At 66.3% G+C, this 18,017-nt stretch carries 17 protein-coding genes; 8 read left to right on the forward strand and 9 right to left on the reverse strand.

Translation table 11 applies throughout. The features are described 5' to 3' along the window. Positions 1-137: 137 nt before the first annotated feature. Together hutH and hutI are read right to left on the reverse strand one after the other, a co-directional pair. Positions 138-1,679 (reverse strand): histidine ammonia-lyase, encoded by a 1,542-nt coding sequence (hutH, locus tag ACDH77_RS08085; protein ID WP_218498886.1) that lies wholly within the window; start codon positions 1,677-1,679, stop codon positions 138-140. Between the two features lie 13 nt (positions 1,680-1,692). Beyond that, the gene (hutI, locus tag ACDH77_RS08090) at positions 1,693-2,898 is read right to left on the reverse strand and encodes an imidazolonepropionase (RefSeq protein ID WP_014089869.1); all 1,206 of its coding nucleotides are present in this window, start codon (positions 2,896-2,898) and stop codon (positions 1,693-1,695) included. 60 nt (positions 2,899-2,958) lie between these two features. Between hutI and ACDH77_RS08095 the strand changes: the two genes are divergently transcribed. From ACDH77_RS08095 to hutC, 3 genes are read left to right on the forward strand one after another with little or no spacing between them, the layout of a single operon-like run. Next, a complete protein-coding gene (locus tag ACDH77_RS08095; protein WP_338338656.1) occupies positions 2,959-4,329 on the forward strand; it encodes a formimidoylglutamate deiminase in 1,371 nt (456 codons plus the stop codon). 60 nt (positions 4,330-4,389) lie between these two features. Further along, the gene (locus ACDH77_RS08100) at positions 4,390-4,617 is read left to right on the forward strand and encodes a hypothetical protein (RefSeq protein ID WP_042774083.1); all 228 of its coding nucleotides are present in this window, start codon (positions 4,390-4,392) and stop codon (positions 4,615-4,617) included. Between the two features lie 28 nt (positions 4,618-4,645). Next, positions 4,646-5,383: a histidine utilization repressor gene (gene hutC / locus ACDH77_RS08105; protein ID WP_008576253.1), complete on the forward strand. Its 738-nt coding sequence runs from the start codon at positions 4,646-4,648 to the stop codon at positions 5,381-5,383. Positions 5,384-5,565: 182 nt separating this feature from the next. Here the strand turns inward: hutC and ACDH77_RS08110 are convergent, their stop codons facing one another. From ACDH77_RS08110 to ACDH77_RS08120, 3 genes are all read right to left on the reverse strand, one after another. Then, on the reverse strand, positions 5,566-6,564 hold the full coding sequence (locus tag ACDH77_RS08110) for a restriction endonuclease (RefSeq protein ID WP_372353815.1): 999 nt from the start codon (positions 6,562-6,564) through the stop codon (positions 5,566-5,568). A gap of 539 nt (positions 6,565-7,103) precedes the next feature. Continuing rightward, the gene (locus ACDH77_RS08115) at positions 7,104-7,664 is read right to left on the reverse strand and encodes a phasin family protein (RefSeq protein ID WP_008576248.1); all 561 of its coding nucleotides are present in this window, start codon (positions 7,662-7,664) and stop codon (positions 7,104-7,106) included. A gap of 162 nt (positions 7,665-7,826) precedes the next feature. After that, complete coding sequence (locus ACDH77_RS08120; RefSeq protein WP_008576246.1) at positions 7,827-8,102, reverse strand: polyhydroxyalkanoic acid system family protein; 276 nt, start codon at positions 8,100-8,102, stop codon at positions 7,827-7,829. A gap of 235 nt (positions 8,103-8,337) precedes the next feature. Here ACDH77_RS08120 and ACDH77_RS08125 point away from each other — a divergent pair, with 235 nt between their 5' ends. Continuing rightward, on the forward strand, positions 8,338-9,147 hold the full coding sequence (locus tag ACDH77_RS08125; protein ID WP_014089873.1) for an FHA domain-containing protein: 810 nt from the start codon (positions 8,338-8,340) through the stop codon (positions 9,145-9,147). Here ACDH77_RS08125 and msrQ read toward each other — a convergent pair. Together msrQ and msrP are read right to left on the reverse strand one after the other, a co-directional pair. Continuing rightward, positions 9,089-9,745: a protein-methionine-sulfoxide reductase heme-binding subunit MsrQ gene (msrQ, locus tag ACDH77_RS08130; RefSeq protein WP_008576242.1), complete on the reverse strand. Its 657-nt coding sequence runs from the start codon at positions 9,743-9,745 to the stop codon at positions 9,089-9,091. The two genes, ACDH77_RS08125 and msrQ, sit on opposite strands and share 59 nt — an antisense overlap. A gap of 125 nt (positions 9,746-9,870) precedes the next feature. Beyond that, positions 9,871-10,839 (reverse strand): protein-methionine-sulfoxide reductase catalytic subunit MsrP, encoded by a 969-nt coding sequence (msrP, locus tag ACDH77_RS08135; RefSeq protein ID WP_008576241.1) that lies wholly within the window; start codon positions 10,837-10,839, stop codon positions 9,871-9,873. A 176-nt stretch (positions 10,840-11,015) separates the two neighbouring features. Here msrP and serC point away from each other — a divergent pair, with 176 nt between their 5' ends. From serC to aroA, 3 genes are all read left to right on the forward strand, one after another. Continuing rightward, positions 11,016-12,101 carry a 3-phosphoserine/phosphohydroxythreonine transaminase gene (gene serC / locus ACDH77_RS08140; protein WP_029819166.1) on the forward strand — a complete coding sequence of 362 codons (1,086 nt, stop codon included), beginning with the start codon at positions 11,016-11,018 and terminating at the stop codon, positions 12,099-12,101. Positions 12,102-12,185: 84 nt separating this feature from the next. Beyond that, a complete protein-coding gene (gene pheA, locus ACDH77_RS08145) occupies positions 12,186-13,394 on the forward strand; it encodes a prephenate dehydratase (RefSeq protein WP_029819167.1) in 1,209 nt (402 codons plus the stop codon). Positions 13,395-13,517: 123 nt separating this feature from the next. After that, positions 13,518-14,840, forward strand: coding sequence for a 3-phosphoshikimate 1-carboxyvinyltransferase (gene aroA / locus ACDH77_RS08150; protein ID WP_031422083.1), 1,323 nt, complete (start codon positions 13,518-13,520; stop codon positions 14,838-14,840). A 138-nt stretch (positions 14,841-14,978) separates the two neighbouring features. Here aroA and ACDH77_RS08155 read toward each other — a convergent pair whose 3' ends face one another. After that, a complete protein-coding gene (locus ACDH77_RS08155) occupies positions 14,979-15,446 on the reverse strand; it encodes an energy transducer TonB (protein WP_372353896.1) in 468 nt (155 codons plus the stop codon). 358 nt (positions 15,447-15,804) lie between these two features. Next, positions 15,805-16,476, reverse strand: a complete 672-nt coding sequence (locus tag ACDH77_RS08160; RefSeq protein WP_181388241.1) for an energy transducer TonB — start codon at positions 16,474-16,476, stop codon at positions 15,805-15,807. Positions 16,477-16,587: 111 nt separating this feature from the next. On the opposite strand from ACDH77_RS08160, the gene serS reads away from it, so the two are divergent. Then, complete coding sequence (serS, locus tag ACDH77_RS08165) at positions 16,588-17,868, forward strand: serine--tRNA ligase (protein WP_008574929.1); 1,281 nt, start codon at positions 16,588-16,590, stop codon at positions 17,866-17,868. Positions 17,869-18,017 lie beyond the last annotated feature (149 nt).

Here is an 18,017-nt window from a genome sequence, read left to right on the forward strand (position 1 = left end):
GCGCAGCTGGGCGTTGCGGATGCCTCGCGTGCGCGGCACGGCGTCATCGCAAGTGCGTATGCTTGGAGAGATCGCGAAAGACTGCAGTTGCGGCCGCGTCGAGGCAGGTATCGACGCGCTGCATAAGCGCTGCCCACTCATATGTCCTGCTCCACACCCGGCAACGGGATCGCCACTGCCTGCGCCAGCGCGCCCGAGCGCACCAATGCGCTGGCAGCCAGCATGTCCGGATGAAAGTAGCGGTCGTCCTGCAGTGTCGGCACCTGCGCGCGCAACAGGGCACGCGCCGCTTCCAGCGCAGTGCTGGAGCGCAGTGGCGCATGGAAATCGCAGCCCTGCACGGCGGCCAGCAGCTCGATGCCGATGACGTTGGCGGCGTTCTCGGCCATCGCCAGCAAGCGGCGCGCACCGTGCGCAGCCATCGACACGTGATCTTCCTGATTGGCCGAAGTCGGAATCGAGTCGACACTGGCCGGATACGCGCGCTGCTTGTTTTCCGACACCAGCGCGGCGGCGGTCACCTGCGGAATCATGAAGCCGGAGTTCAGGCCCGGGCGCGGGGTGAGAAAGGCGGGCAGGCCGGACAGTGCCGGGTCGACCAGCATCGCGGTGCGGCGTTCGCTGATCGAGCCGATTTCGCAGACCGCCATCGCCAGCATGTCCGCGGCGAAGGCGACCGGCTCGGCGTGGAAGTTGCCGCCAGACAGCGCTTCACCGGTGTCGCTGAAGACCAGTGGGTTATCGGACACGCCATTGGCTTCGATCTGCAGGGTGCGCGCGGCCTGACGCATCACATCCAGCGCCGCCCCCATCACCTGCGGCTGGCAGCGCAGGCAGTACGGGTCCTGCACGCGCACATCGCCCAGCCGATGCGATTCGCGAATGGCCGAATCGGCCATCAGGGCGCGCAATGCGGCAGCAGTGGCGATCTGCCCGGGCTGCCCGCGCAAGGCATGAATGCGCGCATCGAAGGGCGTATCCGAGCCCTTGGCCGCTTCCACCGACAACGCGCCGGTGACCAGCGCGGCCTGCAGGACGGTTTCGATCTCGAACAGACCGGCCAGGGCGCAGGCGGTGGAAAACTGGGTGCCGTTGAGCAGGGCCAACCCTTCCTTTGCGCCCAGCACGCGCGGCTGCAGCTGCGCATGTGCAAGCGCGTCGGCAGCAGGCAGTCGCTGCGCGCCGACGAAGGCTTCGCCAACGCCGATCATCACCGCGGCCAGATGCGACAGCGGTGCCAGGTCGCCGGAAGCGCCCACCGAGCCCTGGCACGGCACCACCGGGGTGATGCCGGCGCGCAGCATCGCTTCCAGCAACGCCAGCGTGCCCGGCTGCACGCCGGACGCGCCCTGGGCCAGGCTGGTGAGCTTGAGCGCCATCATCAGCCGCACCACCGGTACCGGCGTGGGCTCGCCCACACCTGCCGCGTGCGAGAGCACGATATTGCGCTGCAGGGTCTGCAGATCCTCGCGCTCGATACGCACGCTGGCCAGCTTGCCGAAGCCGGTGTTGACGCCATACACCGGCTCGCCACGCGCCACGATGGCCTCCACCGTTTGCGCGCTGCGCAGCACCGCGGCAGCGCATGCATCGTCCAACGCGACGTCGGCACCGCGATACAGCGCACGCCATTGCGCCAGCGTGACCTGGCCGGGTTGCAAGACAACAGAAACACTCATGACGACTCCGGATTCAGCACAGATGCCCGCGCCAGACGCGGGCATGAAGAGGATTGAAGCCCATGCGGTAGACCAGGTCGGCCGGCGCATCGATGTTCCAGATCGCCAGGTCGCAGTCCATGCCGGCGCGCAACTGGCCCAGGCGCTCGCTGCGGCCAAGCGCCCGCGCAGCCTCGCGGGTGAACCCGGCGATGCATTCGTCCACGGTCATGCGGAACAACGTCGCCGCCATGTTCATCGCCAGCAGCGGGCTGGTCAGCGGCGAGGTGCCCGGGTTGCAGTCGGTGGCCAGCGCCAGCGGCACGCCGGCCGTGCGCAGCGCGGCAATCGGTGGCAGTTGGGTATCGCGGGTGAAGTAGAACGCGCCTGGCAGCAGCACTGCCACGGTGCCGGCAGCGGCCATCGCCGCAATGCCCGCCTGGTCCAGGTACTCGATGTGATCGGCCGACAACGCGCCGTAGCGTGCGGCCAGTTCGGCGCCGTGCTGGTTGCTCAATTGTTCGGCGTGGATCTTGATGCGCAAACCATGCGCTTGCGCCGCAACGAAGACTTTTTCGGCCTGCGCCTGCGAGAACGCCAGATGCTCGCAGAACACGTCCACGGCCTCGGCAAGCCCTTGCGTGGCGATCGCCGGAATCATCTGCGTGCAGACCTGGTCGATGTAGTGCTGCGCCTGCCCACCAGGCGGCACGGCATGCGCGCCCAGGAAGGTAGGCACCACTTCCACCTTGCGCAGCGCGGCGAGTTGGCGCGCCACGCGCAGCTGCTTGACTTCATCGTCCAGCGTGAGCCCGTAGCCGGATTTGATTTCCAGCGTGGTGACGCCTTCGCCAAGCATCGCATCCAGGCGCGGCAGGCTGGCGGCCAGCAACGCCGCATCGTCGGCGGCGCGGGTGGCGCGCACCGTCGCCACGATGCCGCCGCCGGCTGCGGCGATGTCGGCATAGCTGGCGCCGCGCAGGCGTTGCTCGAACTCATTGGCACGGTTGCCGGCGTACACCAGGTGCGTGTGGCAATCGATCAGGCCGGGGCTGATCCAGCGGCGCCGGCAGTCGTGCGCACTGTCGGGCTGCAGCGCTGGGGCCTGTGCGGCCGCGCCGGCGTAGACGATATGGCCGTGCCGGCAGGCGACGATGCCATCGTCCACGATGCCCAGGCCGCCATCGGCCGCATCCAGGGTCATCAGTTGCGCGTTGTGCCACAGAACGTCGCAATGCATGGCGCAGGCTCGTGGTGTCTGATATGTATATACAATAAGTTCGGCGATCGAGGGTGTCCAGTGGCAGACCAACAGACGCAGGTGTTCTGGGCAGCCCGGGCATTGTTGCCCGACGGCTGGGCGAGCAAGGTGCGGGTCGCGGCAGAGCAGGGCCGCATCGTTTCGGTGGAGGCCAATGCGGCTGCTGCGATTACCGACACGCGCTGCGACGTGCTGTTGCCTGGCTTGGGGAATCTGCACAGCCATGCCTTCCAGCGCGGCATGGCGGGGTTGACCGAAGTCGGCGGGCGCAGCGGCGACAGCTTCTGGAGCTGGCGCGAGCTGATGTACCGCTTCGTCGACCGGCTCGACCCGGACAGCCTGCAGGCAATCGCCGAGCAGGCATATGTTGAAATGCTCGAAAGCGGCTTCACCCGGGTCGGCGAATTCCATTACCTGCATCACGCGGCCAGCGGTGCGCCGTATGCGCAGCCCGGCGAAATGTCCGAGCGCATTGCCGCCGCTGCCGCCAACACCGGCATCGGGCTCAGCCTGTTGCCGGTGTTCTATGCGCACTCGGATTTCGGTGGTGCCACCCCCAGCCCGGCGCAACGCCGTCTGATTCACGACATTGACGGCTTCGCGCGCTTGCTGGACGACTGCAGACACAGCCTGAAAGCGCTGCCGGACGCGGTACTCGGGCTGGCGCCGCACAGCCTGCGCGCGGTCACTCCGCAGCAACTGGCAGCGCTGGTGCCGCTTACCGATGGCCCCATCCACATCCATATCGCCGAGCAGCAGCGTGAAGTGGATGCCTGCCTGGCCTGGTCCAAGCAGCGCCCGGTGCAGTGGCTGTTGGCCAACGCGCCGGTGGATGCGCGCTGGTGCCTGGTACACGCCACGCACGTGGATGCACACGAACTGCAGGCAATTGTCGCCAGCGGCGCGGTCGTCGGTCTGTGCCCGATCACCGAGGCGAATCTGGGCGATGGCGTGTTCCCGATGCAGGCCTTCGCTGCTGCGGGCGGGCGTTTTGGCGTGGGCTCGGATTCGAATGTGCTGATCGATGCAGCCGAAGAACTGCGCCTGCTCGAATACGGCCAGCGCCTGACGCTGCAGGCACGCAATGTCGTGGCGCAGGGGCCCGTGTCGAGCGGACGCTGGCTCTACGATCAGGCCGGCATGGGAGCCGCGCAGGCGCTGGGCCTCGCGCAGACCGGCATCCGCGCCGGCGCAGCAGCCGATCTGATCGAACTGGACACCGCGCATCCGGCCCTGCTGGCGCGCAGCGACGACGCCTTGCTGGACAGCTGGCTGTTCGCCGCGCGTGGCACCGCGGTGCGCAACGTCTGGCGCGTCGGGCGCTGGGTGGTGCGCGAGGGGCAGCATGTCGACCGCGCCCGTATCGCCGCACGGTTTGCCGCGGTGTTGCGCAGCCTGCTGGGCCAGTGACATTGCTCATCGCACGGTGGCGAGAGTGGTCAGGTGGCTGCCCAACGGCGCGCAGGAGTCGTGGTGTACGCTTTGCACCTGCCGATGACGGGCCCCGGCCGCAACCGCCAGTGGCTGCGCCTGAACCGCTCCAAGCGGATGCGCGCGCAGTGCTGCTCCTGGAGCCACCGCAGACGCAGCTGCGTCGCCGGAGCAGGTGCATGCAGTGCGCTCGTCCATGCAGCGTGCATGGTGCATGCCGCAGCCTGCAGCTGGCGCACGCTGCCGACCATGCGGCATGCCGATTGAATAGCCGCTCTTTTCGGAGACCCGCGCTTTGACCGCCACCACCACCATCGTGCCTGGCACCTTGCATCAGCGCATCCGCCAGGATCTGGAACAACGCATCCATAGCGGCGACTGGCCGCCAGGGCACCGCGTGCCGCCCGAGCACGAGTTGATGGCGCAGTACGGTTGCTCGCGCATGACGGTGAACAAGGTGCTCGGCTTGCTGGCCGATGCCGGCATGATCGAACGCCGCCGCCGTACTGGTTCGTTCGTGGCACGGCAGCACCCGCATCTGGAACAGGTGGCGCTCTCGATCCCGGACATCGAAGTGGAAATGACCACGCGCGGCCATGCGTACCGGTTCTCTTTGTTGTCGCGGCAGCTGCGCAACGTGCGGCAGCGCGTGCCGCAGGAACGTGCGCTGGGCAGCACCGGCAAGGTGCTGGAATTGCAGAGCGTGCACCTGGCCGACGGCCGCCCGTTTGCGCTGGAGCACCGCGTGATCGACATCAACACCGTGCCCGACGCATTGGACCAGCCGTTCACGGAGGTGGCGCCGGGCAGCTGGTTATTGCGCAACGTGCCATGGACGCGTGCCGAGCACCGCATCAGCGCTGCCAGTGCCGACGCCGCGCAGGCCGAGCAGCTCCAGGCGGACGACGGCGCGGCCTGCCTGGTGATCGACCGCCACACCTGGCGCGGCGAGCTGCCGGTCACCTACGTGCGCCAGATGTTTCTAGGCGGTTCGTACGATCTGGTGGCACGGTTCGCGCCGGGACTGCGCTGAGATGATGTCGGCAGGCGACGGGCGCGGTACCGCAGCGCTCAAGTCGCCAGGGGCTCGCTGAACGGTACCGGCCGTGTTGCAGTCGCTGCACGCCGGGAAGGCGGCGATTGTGTGTTCACGATCAGGTGCCCGGCTGGGCAGGCAGGCGACGCGGCACGACGACAGCAGCCAATGCCCCAGGATCAAATCGTGCTGCACTGACGCCAGCGCACCGGCTCGGCGGTGCCCGGGCGCGGGTTGAGTTGCACGCGCACCGTGCGCAGGTACGGGTAGCGTTGCAGCTCGCGGCAAATCAGCGGCCATGCCGCGCTGTCTTCCACCGTCCGATCCACTACCAGGGTTGCCTGGGTCAGCCAGATGCCACGCACCAGCCCCGGTGTCTGCGCCAACGCCTTGGAAACCTCGCGCTGATAGCCTTGGATGGTGGCTGCATCCGGTTCTGCGCCGGCTGCCGGCGCGGCCGGGGCCACTGCAGTAGGTGACGGGCCCGGCTGGGCGGTACTGGCGGAGGGCGTGGGCGGTGCGACCACGCGGGCCGGTGCGGGAATCGGTGCAGACGCCGCAGCGGGCGGTGTGGCCCGCGTCGGAGCCGGCGGGCGCAGCGCCGGCACCGCCATGACGGCCAGCGTCGCCAGCGCGGCGCCGGCGATGATGCTATGGCGGATCGCGCGGCGGCGCGCCGCACCAACCACGCCGGCTTCCACATCGCCAGGCAGATAGGGTTTGAGCAGCGGCCACAGACGCACACCGTCCAGCACTTCGATCGATTGTTTCTCCGCGGCGGCGATACCTTCGCGCTCCATGCGGCCTTCGGTCACCATCACGCCGCCGTTTGCACCAGCCAGCCGTGCCATCGCGCCCAGCTCGTTCACCGCCGCCACGCCGATGCGATAACCGCGCCCGTGCTTGCAGGCCACCAACCGGGTGCCATGCTCGGTCTGCATCATGAAGTCGGCGGTGGGCAGGCCATCCTGCGGCAGCTGGGTGGGCTGCCATCCGCGTTGATCCTGCAGGACGCGCAGCACCACGGCGGAAAAATCGCGCCAGTGCATGATGGCCAGCGCACGGACGCCTTCATGCACTTCATTGGCGCGTCGTCGTACCAGCCACAGGTAGGCAGACACCGCCAGCCAGAGCAGCAGTGCGGCCAAGGGCGCCAGAATCCAGGAAGGCATGAGCATCAAGCAATGGCGCGTATAACGAATCGTGCGTGTAGAAGAATCCTTCGCGAAAGATTCGTCAATGGATCGTGCGCGGTGATATCGCGAGCCGTGATCCAGATAGCGAAAGACCCGCCAGTCCGAAGCCGTGAGGGGAGGGGAGCAAACGGACTTCGTAACGCAGGACTGGCGGGTCGTTCCCGATTGTCCAAAAAATCATGTTGCTTTGCAACATCGGGCCGGAAGAGCTGCGTTTTGGCGCTAAGCCACTGATTCAAAAAGGCTGCGCAGAGCCAAATCGCACGTCAGCGACGCTGCATCCTCACGCCGGTCCATCGCCAACGCGCGGCTGCGGATTAGCCAATACACCACCCACGGTGAGTTGCACCCATCGGCGCGGGTAGCACCAGCCGATGACACCGCTCGAGGTGGCTGGGGGCGCCGCGCTTGGCCGGCGTGCAGAAACGTAGTGCGCAGCTGCACTCGGGCATCACTCCCTTCACCATCTCGGGCAACAACCGCGCCGTCACATGACAGCGCGGCTGCTTTCACTGTTGCGCTCATTCCGGGTCGAACGCACCGGGATTGCTGGACGACGATGCCGCCCCGGCACCCGCGCCGCCGGCAGCGGTCGTCTCGCTGGCCGCCTGCGCCGCCTGGTTAGCGGTACGGTTGGCACGCTTGGTGGCCGCGGTATTTGCGCGGACCTGGGCCTTCAGCGATTCGACCTCGCGCCGCAGGTTTTCCAATTCTTCCTGCTCGGGAATGTTGAGCGTGCGCAGCACGCCCTTCACGCGTTCGTCGAAGGCCTTGCCCAGTCTGTCCCAGCCGCGCACCGCGGTATCGCGTGCCTGCTCGAACTGGGTTTCCACCTCTTCGCGCAATTCATCGACGCTCTCGGCCGCCCTGCGCTGGCCGGTGCGCTCATAGGCGGCGCCTTCGCGCACCAACGAATCGAACAGCTTGCTGCCTTCGTTCTGCACGCGCCCGAGCGCGCCCAGGCCGGCAAGCCACACGGTCTGAGCCGATTCGCCAAGCCGGCGCGAGATCTGTTCCGCCTGCGCCTGGAAGCCCTGGGCCGCGTTACCGCGGTTACCGTTCTGATCGTATCCGGTCGTCATGCGATGCTCCTGTAGGTTGCCAACGTGACATTGCGTTCACCCTAGTGCCGACCCTGCATCGGGCAGGTGAAGCACTGCCCGATCAGGCGTGCCGAAAGCATCTACCCGCAAGCGCCCGAGCAGGTGACTTGACGCTGAAGCAGCGCAGCGCCAATCGCGCGATCAGGCCAGTTTTTCGGCCAGCAAGCGCCGGATTTCCGATTCCACCATCGGCTGCACCGCCGACAGCAAAAAGCCGAGTTCGGCGGTGACGTGCACTTGTTGCGGCAACAGCGCGATTGCTCCGTCCACGCCGGCACGTGCGATGCGCAAAGTGTCGCCTTCCCAATGCGACGCGACGCCATAGCGATCGGTCAGCTTGCGCGCCGCCTCGTCGATGGCCGCGCGGGCCTGGGCCGGCGTCAAGGAATGGTCGTGGCGGATATCGATGCTGGACATGGGTGCGATGGGTCATGCGAAAAGTGAGGGCGCATTGTGCGCATGCCAGGCCCCGGCTCCAAGTGCGGCCGTATGTGGCCTTGCTGTCCGTGCCGCAAACACAGGTCTGCAAGCTGCGCTGCCGCCTGCTCAGCCGACGGCAGCGCGATCCTGGCGCGCCCGCGGCAGCGATCCAGCACGGCTCCGATCACCACCGATGGCCGCGCATGGGGGCAAACCTGCTAGGCTGCGGCGGGTGCGCGACCTGCAAGTTCATTTCACCCACCGGCAGCAGCCGGATCATTCCCTCAAGCCCGGCGTCCACCGGATCGTCCGTCATGCCTCCGGCAGCGTGCGGGTGGTCGGCGATGCGCAGGGCGCGTTGCTGTTGGCGCAGTTCTGCCTGGACCAACGCGGCCTGTGGCTGCAGGTAGCCAGCGGCATTCGCGGTATCCACGTCAATGGGCGCCCCGTGCGTCGCATGGCGCTGCTACGGGCGGGCGATGCGATCTATGCCGATGGCGTGGAAATGCTGCTGCGCAGTGCCCCGTCCAGTGCGCCGGCCAACGATATCCACGACGACACGGCCAACCTCGGCGAGGTCTGCCTGTTGTTGCGCGGCATCGGCGGGCGCCATCACGGTCGCAGTTTCACCCTGGATCGCGCGCGTCTGGTCGGCAGCGATGCCGCCGCCGATATCGTCATCGACGACCCGGCATTTGCGGCGCAGCACGCCCGTCTGGAACGACACGGCGACCGTGTGCTGATCCGCGATCTGGGTTCGGAAGAGGGGAGCTGGATCAATGGCGTCCAGGTGCGCGACGGCTGGCTGCAGGCTGGCGACCAGGTCGTCTTCGATGCGCGCCACCGTTTCGTGGTGGAAGTGCCGAGGACGCACCACGGCACCACCTGGGATCTGCCCGATACCGAACCCCCGCCGCCGCCGCGTGCGGTTGCAGAGCCGACGCGCGCACCGGTGAAGGTGGCCCGCTGGCCCTGGTTGCTGCTTAGCGCGGTGTTGCTGGCGGCGGCGTTGAGCGCCTTGCTATGGTTCGGCGCGCGCTGAGTTTCTTCCAGACGCGCCAGCTCAGCAATACCGCAAGAATGCCGGCGTACAGGGCCGGCTCGCGGATATCGGATTTCACCAGCCACCAGAAATGCAGCACCGCCAGCAGGCCGATCGGATAGATCAGCGTGTGCAGGCGGCCCCAGTTGCGCTTGAGCCGACGCATCCACCCCTGGGTGGAGGTGATCGCCAGCGGCATCAGCAACAACCACGCCGCAAACCCCACCGTGATGTACGGGCGTTTGAGGATCTCCTCGAAAATCTGCGTCCAGAAGCCGCGCAGGTCCAGCGTGAGGTAAGCCGCCAGATGCACGCTGGCGTAGAAGAACGCGTACAGGCCCAGCATGCGGCGGAAGCGGATCACCACGGCCTGCCCGGTGAGTTGGCGCAACGGCGTGATCGCCAGGGTGATCAGCAAGAAACGCAGCGCCCACAGCCCGGTGCGGTGTTCGATCTCGGCCACCGGGTCGGCGCCCAGCGCGTCGCTGCCGCCTTGCCACACCTGCCAGAATTGCCAGCCGAGCAGGGCGATCGGCGCCAGCGCGGCGGCATGCACCAGCGTCTTGGCAGCAATCACGGAAGTGGATGTCTTGGCCATGCGATCTCGAAGAAGGAAACGATGCTGAAGCGTAGGAGCGCACCCGGGCGCGACTGGCTTTGGTGGTCATGCCCGTCGCGCCCGGGTGCGCTCCTACGCCGGGTCGATGCCAGATTGTGTGTTGCCTAGAACCACTTTTTCAGATCCATGCCTGCATACAGCGAAGCGACCTGATCGGCATATCCGTTGAAGGGCTTTGTGGCGATGCGCTCGGCAAACAGCTTGCTGGCGGTGCCGGCGATGCGGCGTTCGGTCTTCTGGCTCCAGCGCGGGTGGTCCACTGCCGGGTTGACGTTGGAAAAGAAGCCGTATTCGGACGGTTGCAGATCGTGCCACGCGGTCTCGGGCATTTTTTCGACGAAACGGATTTCCACGATCGATTTGATGCTCTTGAAGCCGTACTTCCACGGCACCACCAGGCGCAACGGCGCGCCGTTCTGCTGCGGCAGCGGCTTGCCGTACAGGCCGGTGGCCAGCAGGGTCAGCGGATGCATCGCCTCGTCGATGCGCAAGCCTTCGCGGTACGGCCAGTTGATCGAGCGGTAGCGTACGCCCGGCATCTGCTGCGGGTCGGCCAGGGTGGTGAATGCCACGTACTTGGCCTTGGAGGTCGGCGCGAAGCGCTTGAGTACCTCGCCCAGCGGCACGCCCGTCCACGGGATCACCATCGACCAGCCTTCCACGCAGCGCAGCCGGTAGATGCGTTCTTCCGGCGCGATGCCCTTGAGCAGCTCATCCAGCGACAGGCTGCCGGGCTTCTCGCATTCGCCGCCCACCTTCACCGTCCAAGGCGACAGCTTCAGGGTCTTGGCCGCCTTGGACGGATCGGTCTTGTCGGTCCCGAACTCGTAGAAGTTGTTGTAGCTGGTGACGTCTTCCAGCCGGGTCAGTTCCTCGGCCGTGCGAAATCCGCTGCGCGCCTGCGCCGGCGTCACCACGGTCTTGGGAGGCGGGGGCGGGTCGGCTTCGGCACATCCGGCCACGCCCAGCGCGGGGGTCAACGCAAATAACTGCAGCAGCCGGCGGCGGTCGCGGTAAACGGCCTCATCGGTGATCTCGCTGGACGGCAAGTTGAAAGCATCGCGAAACGACATGGCAGGCTCCGGCAGTGGCTGCAGCGTGAGAGTAACGAACCAAGACAAAAGTTCGCCTGGGCACATGCCTACGTTACGTCAGGCTCAGTCAAAAGGATGCAGCTGCAACTTTTTTGTCCGCTGCCAAGCCCGATGCGCTGCGGCATACTAGAAGGCTAGCTCGACCAAGGTGTGCCATGACACGCGCGTTCAATTTCAGTGCCGGCCCTGCGACATTGCCGGAATCGGTCCTGCGGCAGGCGCAGGCAGAGATGGTCGAGTGGAACGGCGTCGGCGCCTCGATCGTGGAAATCAGCCACCGCAGCGCCGATTTCATGGCGGTGGCCGCTGCCGCCGAAGCCGATCTGCGCAGTTTGTTGTCGATTCCCGACGACTATGCGGTGCTGTTCACCGCCGGTGGCGCCACCACCATCCAGGCGCTGCTGCCGCTGAACTTTGCCGCGCCCGGCCAGGCGGCCGACTACGTGATCACCGGGCATTGGGGCAAGACCGCGATCAAGCAGGCGGCCATGTCTGTGGATGCGCGCATCGCCGCCGACGCGCAGGCCGATGGCTTTGTCGACATTCCCCCGGCGGCCAGCTGGACCTTGTCGCCGCATTCGGCCTACGTGCACATCACCGCCAACGAAACCATCCATGGCGTCGAATTTCGCGACACGCCGGACGTGGGCACGTTGCCGTTGTTTGCCGACTTCAGTTCGTCGATCGCCTCCGAGCCGCTGGATATCTCGCGCTACGGCCTGATCTACGCCGGCGCACAGAAGAATCTTGGCCCGGTGGGCATTTCGGTGGTGATCGTGCGGCGCGATCTGCTGGAGCGCGCCGGGCAACCGCGTGCGGACATCTTCAATTACGCCTCGCATGCCGCGCGCGATTCGATGCTCAACACGCCGCCGACCTGGAACTGGTACGTGCTCGGGCTGACCGTGAAGTGGATGCTGGAACAGGGCGGGGTGCAGGAGTTTGCGCGCCGCAATGCCGAGAAGGCCGCGCTGGTGTATGGCGCCATCGATGGCTCCGGCGGCTTCTATCGCAACCTGATCAAACCGGCAGTGCGTTCGCGCATGAACATCCCGTTCTTTCTGCCGGACGAGCAGCTGGATGCGCTGTTCGTCAGCGAATCCAAGGCAGCCGGGCTGCTCGCGTTGAAGGGGCACAAGGCAGTCGGTGGCATTCGGGCGTCGCTGTACAACGCGATGCCGGTGGCCGGCGCGCAAGCGCTGGCCGCGTTCATGCACGACTTCCAGCAGCGTCACGGCTGAGTCTTCATCTACCCGCGGCGTCTGCCGCGCAGGCGCATGCGCTGACAGCGCACATGCGTCGCCATTTTTTAGGAATGCCCAGCGATGGCCCCCAAGTCCGACAAGCCCACGGCCGCCACAGGCGGCAAGAAAAAGCCGACCAAGACATCGGTGCGTGCTTCAGACAGCAAACCTGCAAACACGCCGGCTGAAAAGGCCGCGATCAAGACCGCCGCGCCGGTGCTGGCCGATGTGCGTGCCAAGATCGACGAGATCGACCGCAACATCCAGGCGCTGATTGCCGAGCGCGCCAACTTTGCGCATCAGGTCGGCAAGGCCAAGGGCAAGCTTGCGGCAGCGGTGGATTACTACCGTCCCGAGCGCGAGGCGCAGGTGCTGCGCATGGTGGTGGACCGCAACGAAGGCCCGCTCAGCGACGAAGTGCTGGTGCACGTCTACCGCGAAATCATGTCGGCGTGCCTGGCCCAGCAGGAGCCGCTGAAGATCGGTTACCTCGGCCCGGAAGGCACCTTCAGCCAGCAGGCGGTACTCAAGCATTTCGGCCGCTCGGCGGTGGGGTTGCCGATGGCGACCATCGAAGAAGTGTTCCAGGAAGTGGAAGCCGGCAACGCCGATTTCGGCGTGGTGCCGGTGGAAAATTCGGGGCAGGGCACCATCCAGGTCACCCTGGACATGTTCCTGACCTCCAACCTGAAAATCTGCGGCGAAGTCGAGCTGCGCGTGCATCAGTACCTGCTTTCGCGCAACGGCCGGCTGGAAGATATCGAACGCATCTACGCGCATTCGCAATCGTTCGCGCAGACCGCAGGTTGGTTGCGCTCGCATCTGCCCAAGGTGGAAAAGATCGCGGTGTCCAGCAACGCCGAAGGCGCACGCCGCGCACGCAATGCTGAAGATGCCGCGGCCATCGGCGGCGAAAGCGCAGCGCACGTGTATGGCTTGAAGAAGGTCATCATGAAGTCGATCGAGGACGACGACGACAACACCACGCGCTTTTTGGTGATCGGGCGGCAGATCTTTCCTTCGTCCGGGCACGACCGCACGTCGGTGCTGGTGTTCATCCACGACAAGCCAGGTGCGTTGTTCGACGTGCTGAGCCCGTTCGCACGCCACGGCATCAGCATGAATCGCATCGAATCGCGGCCCTCGCATCAGGCCAAGTGGGAATACGGCTTCTTCATCGATCTGATCGGCCATGTCGAAGACGATGCGATGAAGCAGGCGCTGGCCGAACTGAAAGCGCACTCGGCACAGATCAAGGTGCTGGGTTCGTATCCGGTGGCCATTCCCTGAGCATCGAAGCTCGATACGACAATCCATGCCGGAGCGCCGCGACCTTGTATCGACGGCAGCGCCGCAACCTTCTTCAAAGCGCATCGTCAGCATTGGCGATGCCGCAGCCATCGGACCACATGCATGAGCAGCAGCACGCACCACTGGATTGCCCGTCGCGGCACCGCACTGCAGGGCAGCCTGGCCATTCCTGGCGATAAATCGGTTTCGCACCGCGCGGTCATGTTCGCCGCGCTCGCCGACGGCGTTTCGCAGATCGATGGGTTTCTCGAAGGCGAAGACACGCGTTCGACCGCTGCCATTTTCGCCAAGCTGGGCGTGCGCATCGAAACGCCGTCGGCGTCGCAGCGCATCGTGCACGGTGTGGGTGTGGATGGTCTGCAGCCGCCGGCCGAGGCGCTGGATTGCGGCAATGCCGGCACCGGGATGCGTCTGCTGGCCGGCCTGTTGGCGGCGCAGCGCTTCGACAGCGTGCTGGTGGGAGACGAGTCGTTATCCAAGCGGCCGATGCGGCGCGTGACCGGCCCGCTGGCGCAGATGGGCGCGCGGATCGAAACGCAGGACGATGGCACGCCGCCACTGCACGTGCACGGTGGGCAGGCACTGCACGGCATCGATTTCGTCTCGCCGGTTGCCAGCGCGCAGGTCAAGTCAGCGGTCTTGCTGGCCGGTCTCTATGCGCAGGGCGAGACCTCGGTGACCGAGCCGCATCCCACCCGCGACTACACCGAGCGCATGCTGTCGGCGTTCGGCGTGGAGATCGATTTTTCGCCTGGTAAGGCCCGTCTGCGCGGTGGGCAGCGTCTGCGCGCGACCGATATCGCGGTACCTGCGGATTTTTCGTCGGCTGCGTTCTTCATCGTCGCTGCCAGCATCGTTCCCGGCTCGGAGGTGGTGCTGCGCGCGGTCGGATTGAATCCACGCCGCACCGGGCTGCTGGCCGCGTTGCGCCTGATGGGCGCGGATATTGGCGAAGAAAACCACGCCGAACACGGCGGCGAGCCAGTCGCCGATCTGCGCGTGCGTTACGCGCCATTGCGCGGTGCGCAGATCCCCGAAGCGCTGGTGCCGGACATGATCGACGAGTTCCCGGCCTTGTTCGTGGCCGCGGCTGCCGCAAGCGGGCAGACCGTGGTGACCGGCGCCGCCGAACTGCGGGTCAAAGAGTCCGATCGGCTGGCGGCGATGGCCACCGGCCTGCGCACGCTTGGCGTGCAGGTTGACGAAACACCGGATGGCGCCACCATCCACGGGGGCAGCATCGGCAGCGGCGTGATCGAAAGTCATGGCGACCATCGCATTGCCATGGCGTTCGCCATCGCCGGCCAGCTGTCTACAGGTCAGGTGCAGGTGAACGATGTGGCGAATGTGGCGACCTCGTTCCCGGGGTTCGACACGCTGGCGCAGGGCGCCGGATTCGGGCTGGAAATCGCCGGGCATCGGTGACGCGTTTTCCGTTGCCGGATGGCCTGGATCTCGCCGGGTCCGGAAAGACCATGTCTTTTTGCGAGTCAGGAGCCGGGCGACGCGCCGCGACATCGCGAGCGTTGCCGTCCGTCAAGCGCCGCAGCGCTGAGCAAATCCTCAACGCTGCGCGGTGAACTCCACCGGCACCTGCACGCTGCTCACCACCGCATGGCCATCGAGCGTGGCGGGCTCGAAGCGCCACCGGCGCAAGCTCTCCATCACCACTGCATCCAGCCGAGGGTCGTCACTTCCGCTCCGGTCGACGATGGTGACATCGCTCACCCGGCCCTGCACATCCAGCTGCAAACGTGCAGTGCGGCTGCCCTGGATGCCGGCACGTGCCACGGCGGCCGGGTAGCTCGGCATGGCATTGCCAGGCAGCGGCTTGGCTTCCACGCTGCTGACCGCTGGGCGAGCAGGCTGGTGCGCCACCATCGTCATCGCACGCGGGCCATCGGTCGTCGGCAGGATCTGCCGACTCGCTGCCGGCAGCGGCCGCGTATCGGTCGCCAGTGACTCGTCGCTGTGGCGAGCCCACCACCAGCTGGGTACCACAATGAGCAGCGCCACCAGCGTTGCCCACATCCAGGGCGAAGCGCCGTCGCTCGCTGCGTTCTGCTGCCGCTCCATCGAGCGCCTGCCGTGCTGCGGCAGCGACGACGGGTGAGCGGATGAAGGATTTGAAGTGACGGACATGGCCGACCTCCTGGCGCATCTGAGGATGACGAGACCAGTCTGGTTGGCGCTACCTGAGGGGCAGCTAAGGCGGACGGCGAATGAAGCGCTCGAGCTTGCTGAAAGTTCAGCTTAGTCAAGCTGACATTGCGGCCCGGTTAAAACTGCATGCTGTTTGTGGCTGCGTGGCGTCAGCCAAGGCCTGCCCCGTCGCGCCCCCACATCGGCAAGGCAGTGACAAGCAACACGCGCGAAGGGTTAGCTGTACTTACTGCGCAGGCTTGAACTCGAACGGGATGTCCATGCTGCCGGCCACCGGCTGGCCATTGCGCTGCGCCGGGTGGAAGCGCCAGTGCCGCACCGCTTCCATGGCCGCACGGTCCAGGTCGCGCGAGCCGCTGCGCTGCACCAGGGTCACGCCACCGGGATTGCCGGCGGCATCCACGTCGACCCGCACCACCACATCGCCAGCATCGCCGCGACGCAGCGCAGCCGACGGGTAGCGGGGCGGCGGCATCTGGCCCTGGATCGGTACCGGGCGATCGCCGCCAGCGACCGGTGCGTTGACCGGCGCGGCGCTGCCAGCGGGACCTGGCGCGCCGGGTGCCGCATTTTCCGGCAGCGGCGTCGGCGCGGGCGGGGCGGGTGGCGCGGTGTCCACCAGGGTGGGGGTTTCGGCCGGCGGCTTGGCCTGCGGCATGTCGCTGGCACCGTCCTGGGCGGGCAACGGCGCCGGCAGCGGCGCAATGGTGTCGTCGGTCTGCGCGCCTGCGGTCGGCTGCGCCGGCGAGGCTTTATAGAAGTCGTCCTTGCGGCCGGTGGCCCAGACCAGCAGGAACAACAGCAGGCCGGCAGCGAAGGCGATGCCGGCGATTTTCAGCGTGTGGCGGGGCAGACGCAGAACGATATGGCGATCGGACGCAGGACGGGGCGCGGGCATAGGGCTCACCTGAAGAATCGTCGCAATTCTGGCATAGCCGTAGTGAATCGATCGCAGCAGGTGCCGGAACAGGCGATAATCTCGCGCTATTCCACTGACGCACCTATTCCGATGCTAGATCCGGCCCTGCTTCGCCAACACCCCGCCGACCTTGCCGAGCGCCTGCGCAGCACGCGCAGTTTCGATTTGAACATTGCGGAACTGGAGTTGCTGGAGAGCGAGCGCAAGCGTATCCAGGTGCGCACGCAGGAACTGCAGAGTCAGCGCAATTCCAAATCCAAGGCGATCGGGCAGGCCAAGGCCAAGGGCGAAGATGTGGCCGCGCTGATGGCCGAAGTGGCCGGGTTCGGCGATGAACTCAAGGCGTCCGAAGAGGCGCTGGATGCGATTCGCGCCAAGCTCGAGGGTATCGCGCTTGGCCTGCCCAACCTGCCGGCCGAGGATGTGCCGCTTGGCAAGGACGAAAGCGAGAACGTGGAGCAATCGCGCTGGGGCACGCCGCGTCAATTCGATTTCGCCGTCAAGGACCATGTGGAACTGGGTGCGCCGCACGGTTGGCTGGATGGCGAGACGGCAGCCAAATTGTCGGGCGCGCGGTTCACCGTGCTGCGTGGCCCGGTCGCGCGTCTGCACCGTGCCTTGGCGCAATTCATGCTGGACCTGCATGTGGGCGAGCACGGTTACGAAGAAACCAACGTGCCGCTGCTGGTCAATGCCGATTCGATGCGCGGCACCGGTCAGCTGCCGAAATTCGAAGACGATTTGTTCCAGACCGAAGTGGGCGAGTCGCGCCGTTACCTGATCCCCACCTCCGAAGTGCCGCTGACCAATATCGTGCGCGATGAGATCATCGACGCCGAGCGCCTGCCATTGCGCATGACCGCGCATTCGATGTGTTTCCGCGCCGAAGCCGGCAGTGGTGGCCGCGATACGCGCGGCATGATCCGCCAGCACCAGTTCGAAAAGGTGGAGCTGGTGACCGCCTGCGCGCCGGAAGACAGTGACGCCGAGCATCAGCGCATGACGCGCTGCGCCGAAGTGGTGCTGGAACAACTCGGCCTGCCGTATCGCAAGGTGCTGCTGTGCACCGGCGACATGGGGTTTTCCGCGATCAAGACCTACGATCTTGAGGTATGGCTGCCTTCGCAGAACACCTATCGCGAAATTTCGTCCTGTTCCAATTGCGGCGATTTCCAGGCGCGGCGCATGCAGGCGCGCTGGCGCAACCCGGTCAGCGGCAAGCCGGAGTTGCTGCACACGCTCAACGGCTCCGGCACTGCCGTGGGCCGCGCGATGATTGCGGTGATGGAGAACTACCAGAACGCCGATGGCTCGATCGATGTGCCGCAGGTGCTGCGTCCGTACATGGGCGGGCTCGAGCGGATCGGCTGAGTGCGGGTAAACAGGAGGACGGCGCTCACAACCAGGCGGCGCGGGCGGCGTTCGGTGCGCATATCGCTTCGGGCGCTGCGGTTGCCCGGTTAGATCGACACTTGTCAGACGCGTGCTCGCTACGCTTGGCAGCTTCCACACATGCGAGT

Source organism: Xanthomonas axonopodis pv. maculifoliigardeniae (genome assembly GCF_041519315.1).
In the GTDB taxonomy this organism is placed as follows: Bacteria; Pseudomonadota; Gammaproteobacteria; order Xanthomonadales; family Xanthomonadaceae; genus Xanthomonas; species Xanthomonas euvesicatoria.

Excerpts from the sequence above, each read along its gene's own strand:
- hutH (WP_218498886.1), bottom strand. The coding sequence starts at position 1,679 with ATGAGTGTTTCTGTTGTCTTGCAACCCGGCCAGGTCACGCTGGCGCAA.
- hutI (WP_014089869.1), bottom strand. The coding sequence starts at position 2,898 with ATGCATTGCGACGTTCTGTGGCACAACGCGCAACTGATGACCCTGGAT.
- ACDH77_RS08110 (WP_372353815.1), bottom strand. The coding sequence starts at position 6,564 with ATGCTCATGCCTTCCTGGATTCTGGCGCCCTTGGCCGCACTGCTGCTC.
- ACDH77_RS08115 (WP_008576248.1), bottom strand. The coding sequence starts at position 7,664 with ATGACGACCGGATACGATCAGAACGGTAACCGCGGTAACGCGGCCCAG.
- ACDH77_RS08120 (WP_008576246.1), bottom strand. The coding sequence starts at position 8,102 with ATGTCCAGCATCGATATCCGCCACGACCATTCCTTGACGCCGGCCCAG.
- msrQ (WP_008576242.1), bottom strand. The coding sequence starts at position 9,745 with ATGGCCAAGACATCCACTTCCGTGATTGCTGCCAAGACGCTGGTGCAT.
- msrP (WP_008576241.1), bottom strand. The coding sequence starts at position 10,839 with ATGTCGTTTCGCGATGCTTTCAACTTGCCGTCCAGCGAGATCACCGAT.
- serC (WP_029819166.1), top strand. The coding sequence starts at position 11,016 with ATGACACGCGCGTTCAATTTCAGTGCCGGCCCTGCGACATTGCCGGAA.
- pheA (WP_029819167.1), top strand. The coding sequence starts at position 12,186 with ATGGCCCCCAAGTCCGACAAGCCCACGGCCGCCACAGGCGGCAAGAAA.
- aroA (WP_031422083.1), top strand. The coding sequence starts at position 13,518 with ATGAGCAGCAGCACGCACCACTGGATTGCCCGTCGCGGCACCGCACTG.
- ACDH77_RS08155 (WP_372353896.1), bottom strand. The coding sequence starts at position 15,446 with ATGTGGGCAACGCTGGTGGCGCTGCTCATTGTGGTACCCAGCTGGTGG.
- ACDH77_RS08160 (WP_181388241.1), bottom strand. The coding sequence starts at position 16,476 with ATGCCCGCGCCCCGTCCTGCGTCCGATCGCCATATCGTTCTGCGTCTG.
- serS (WP_008574929.1), top strand. The coding sequence starts at position 16,588 with ATGCTAGATCCGGCCCTGCTTCGCCAACACCCCGCCGACCTTGCCGAG.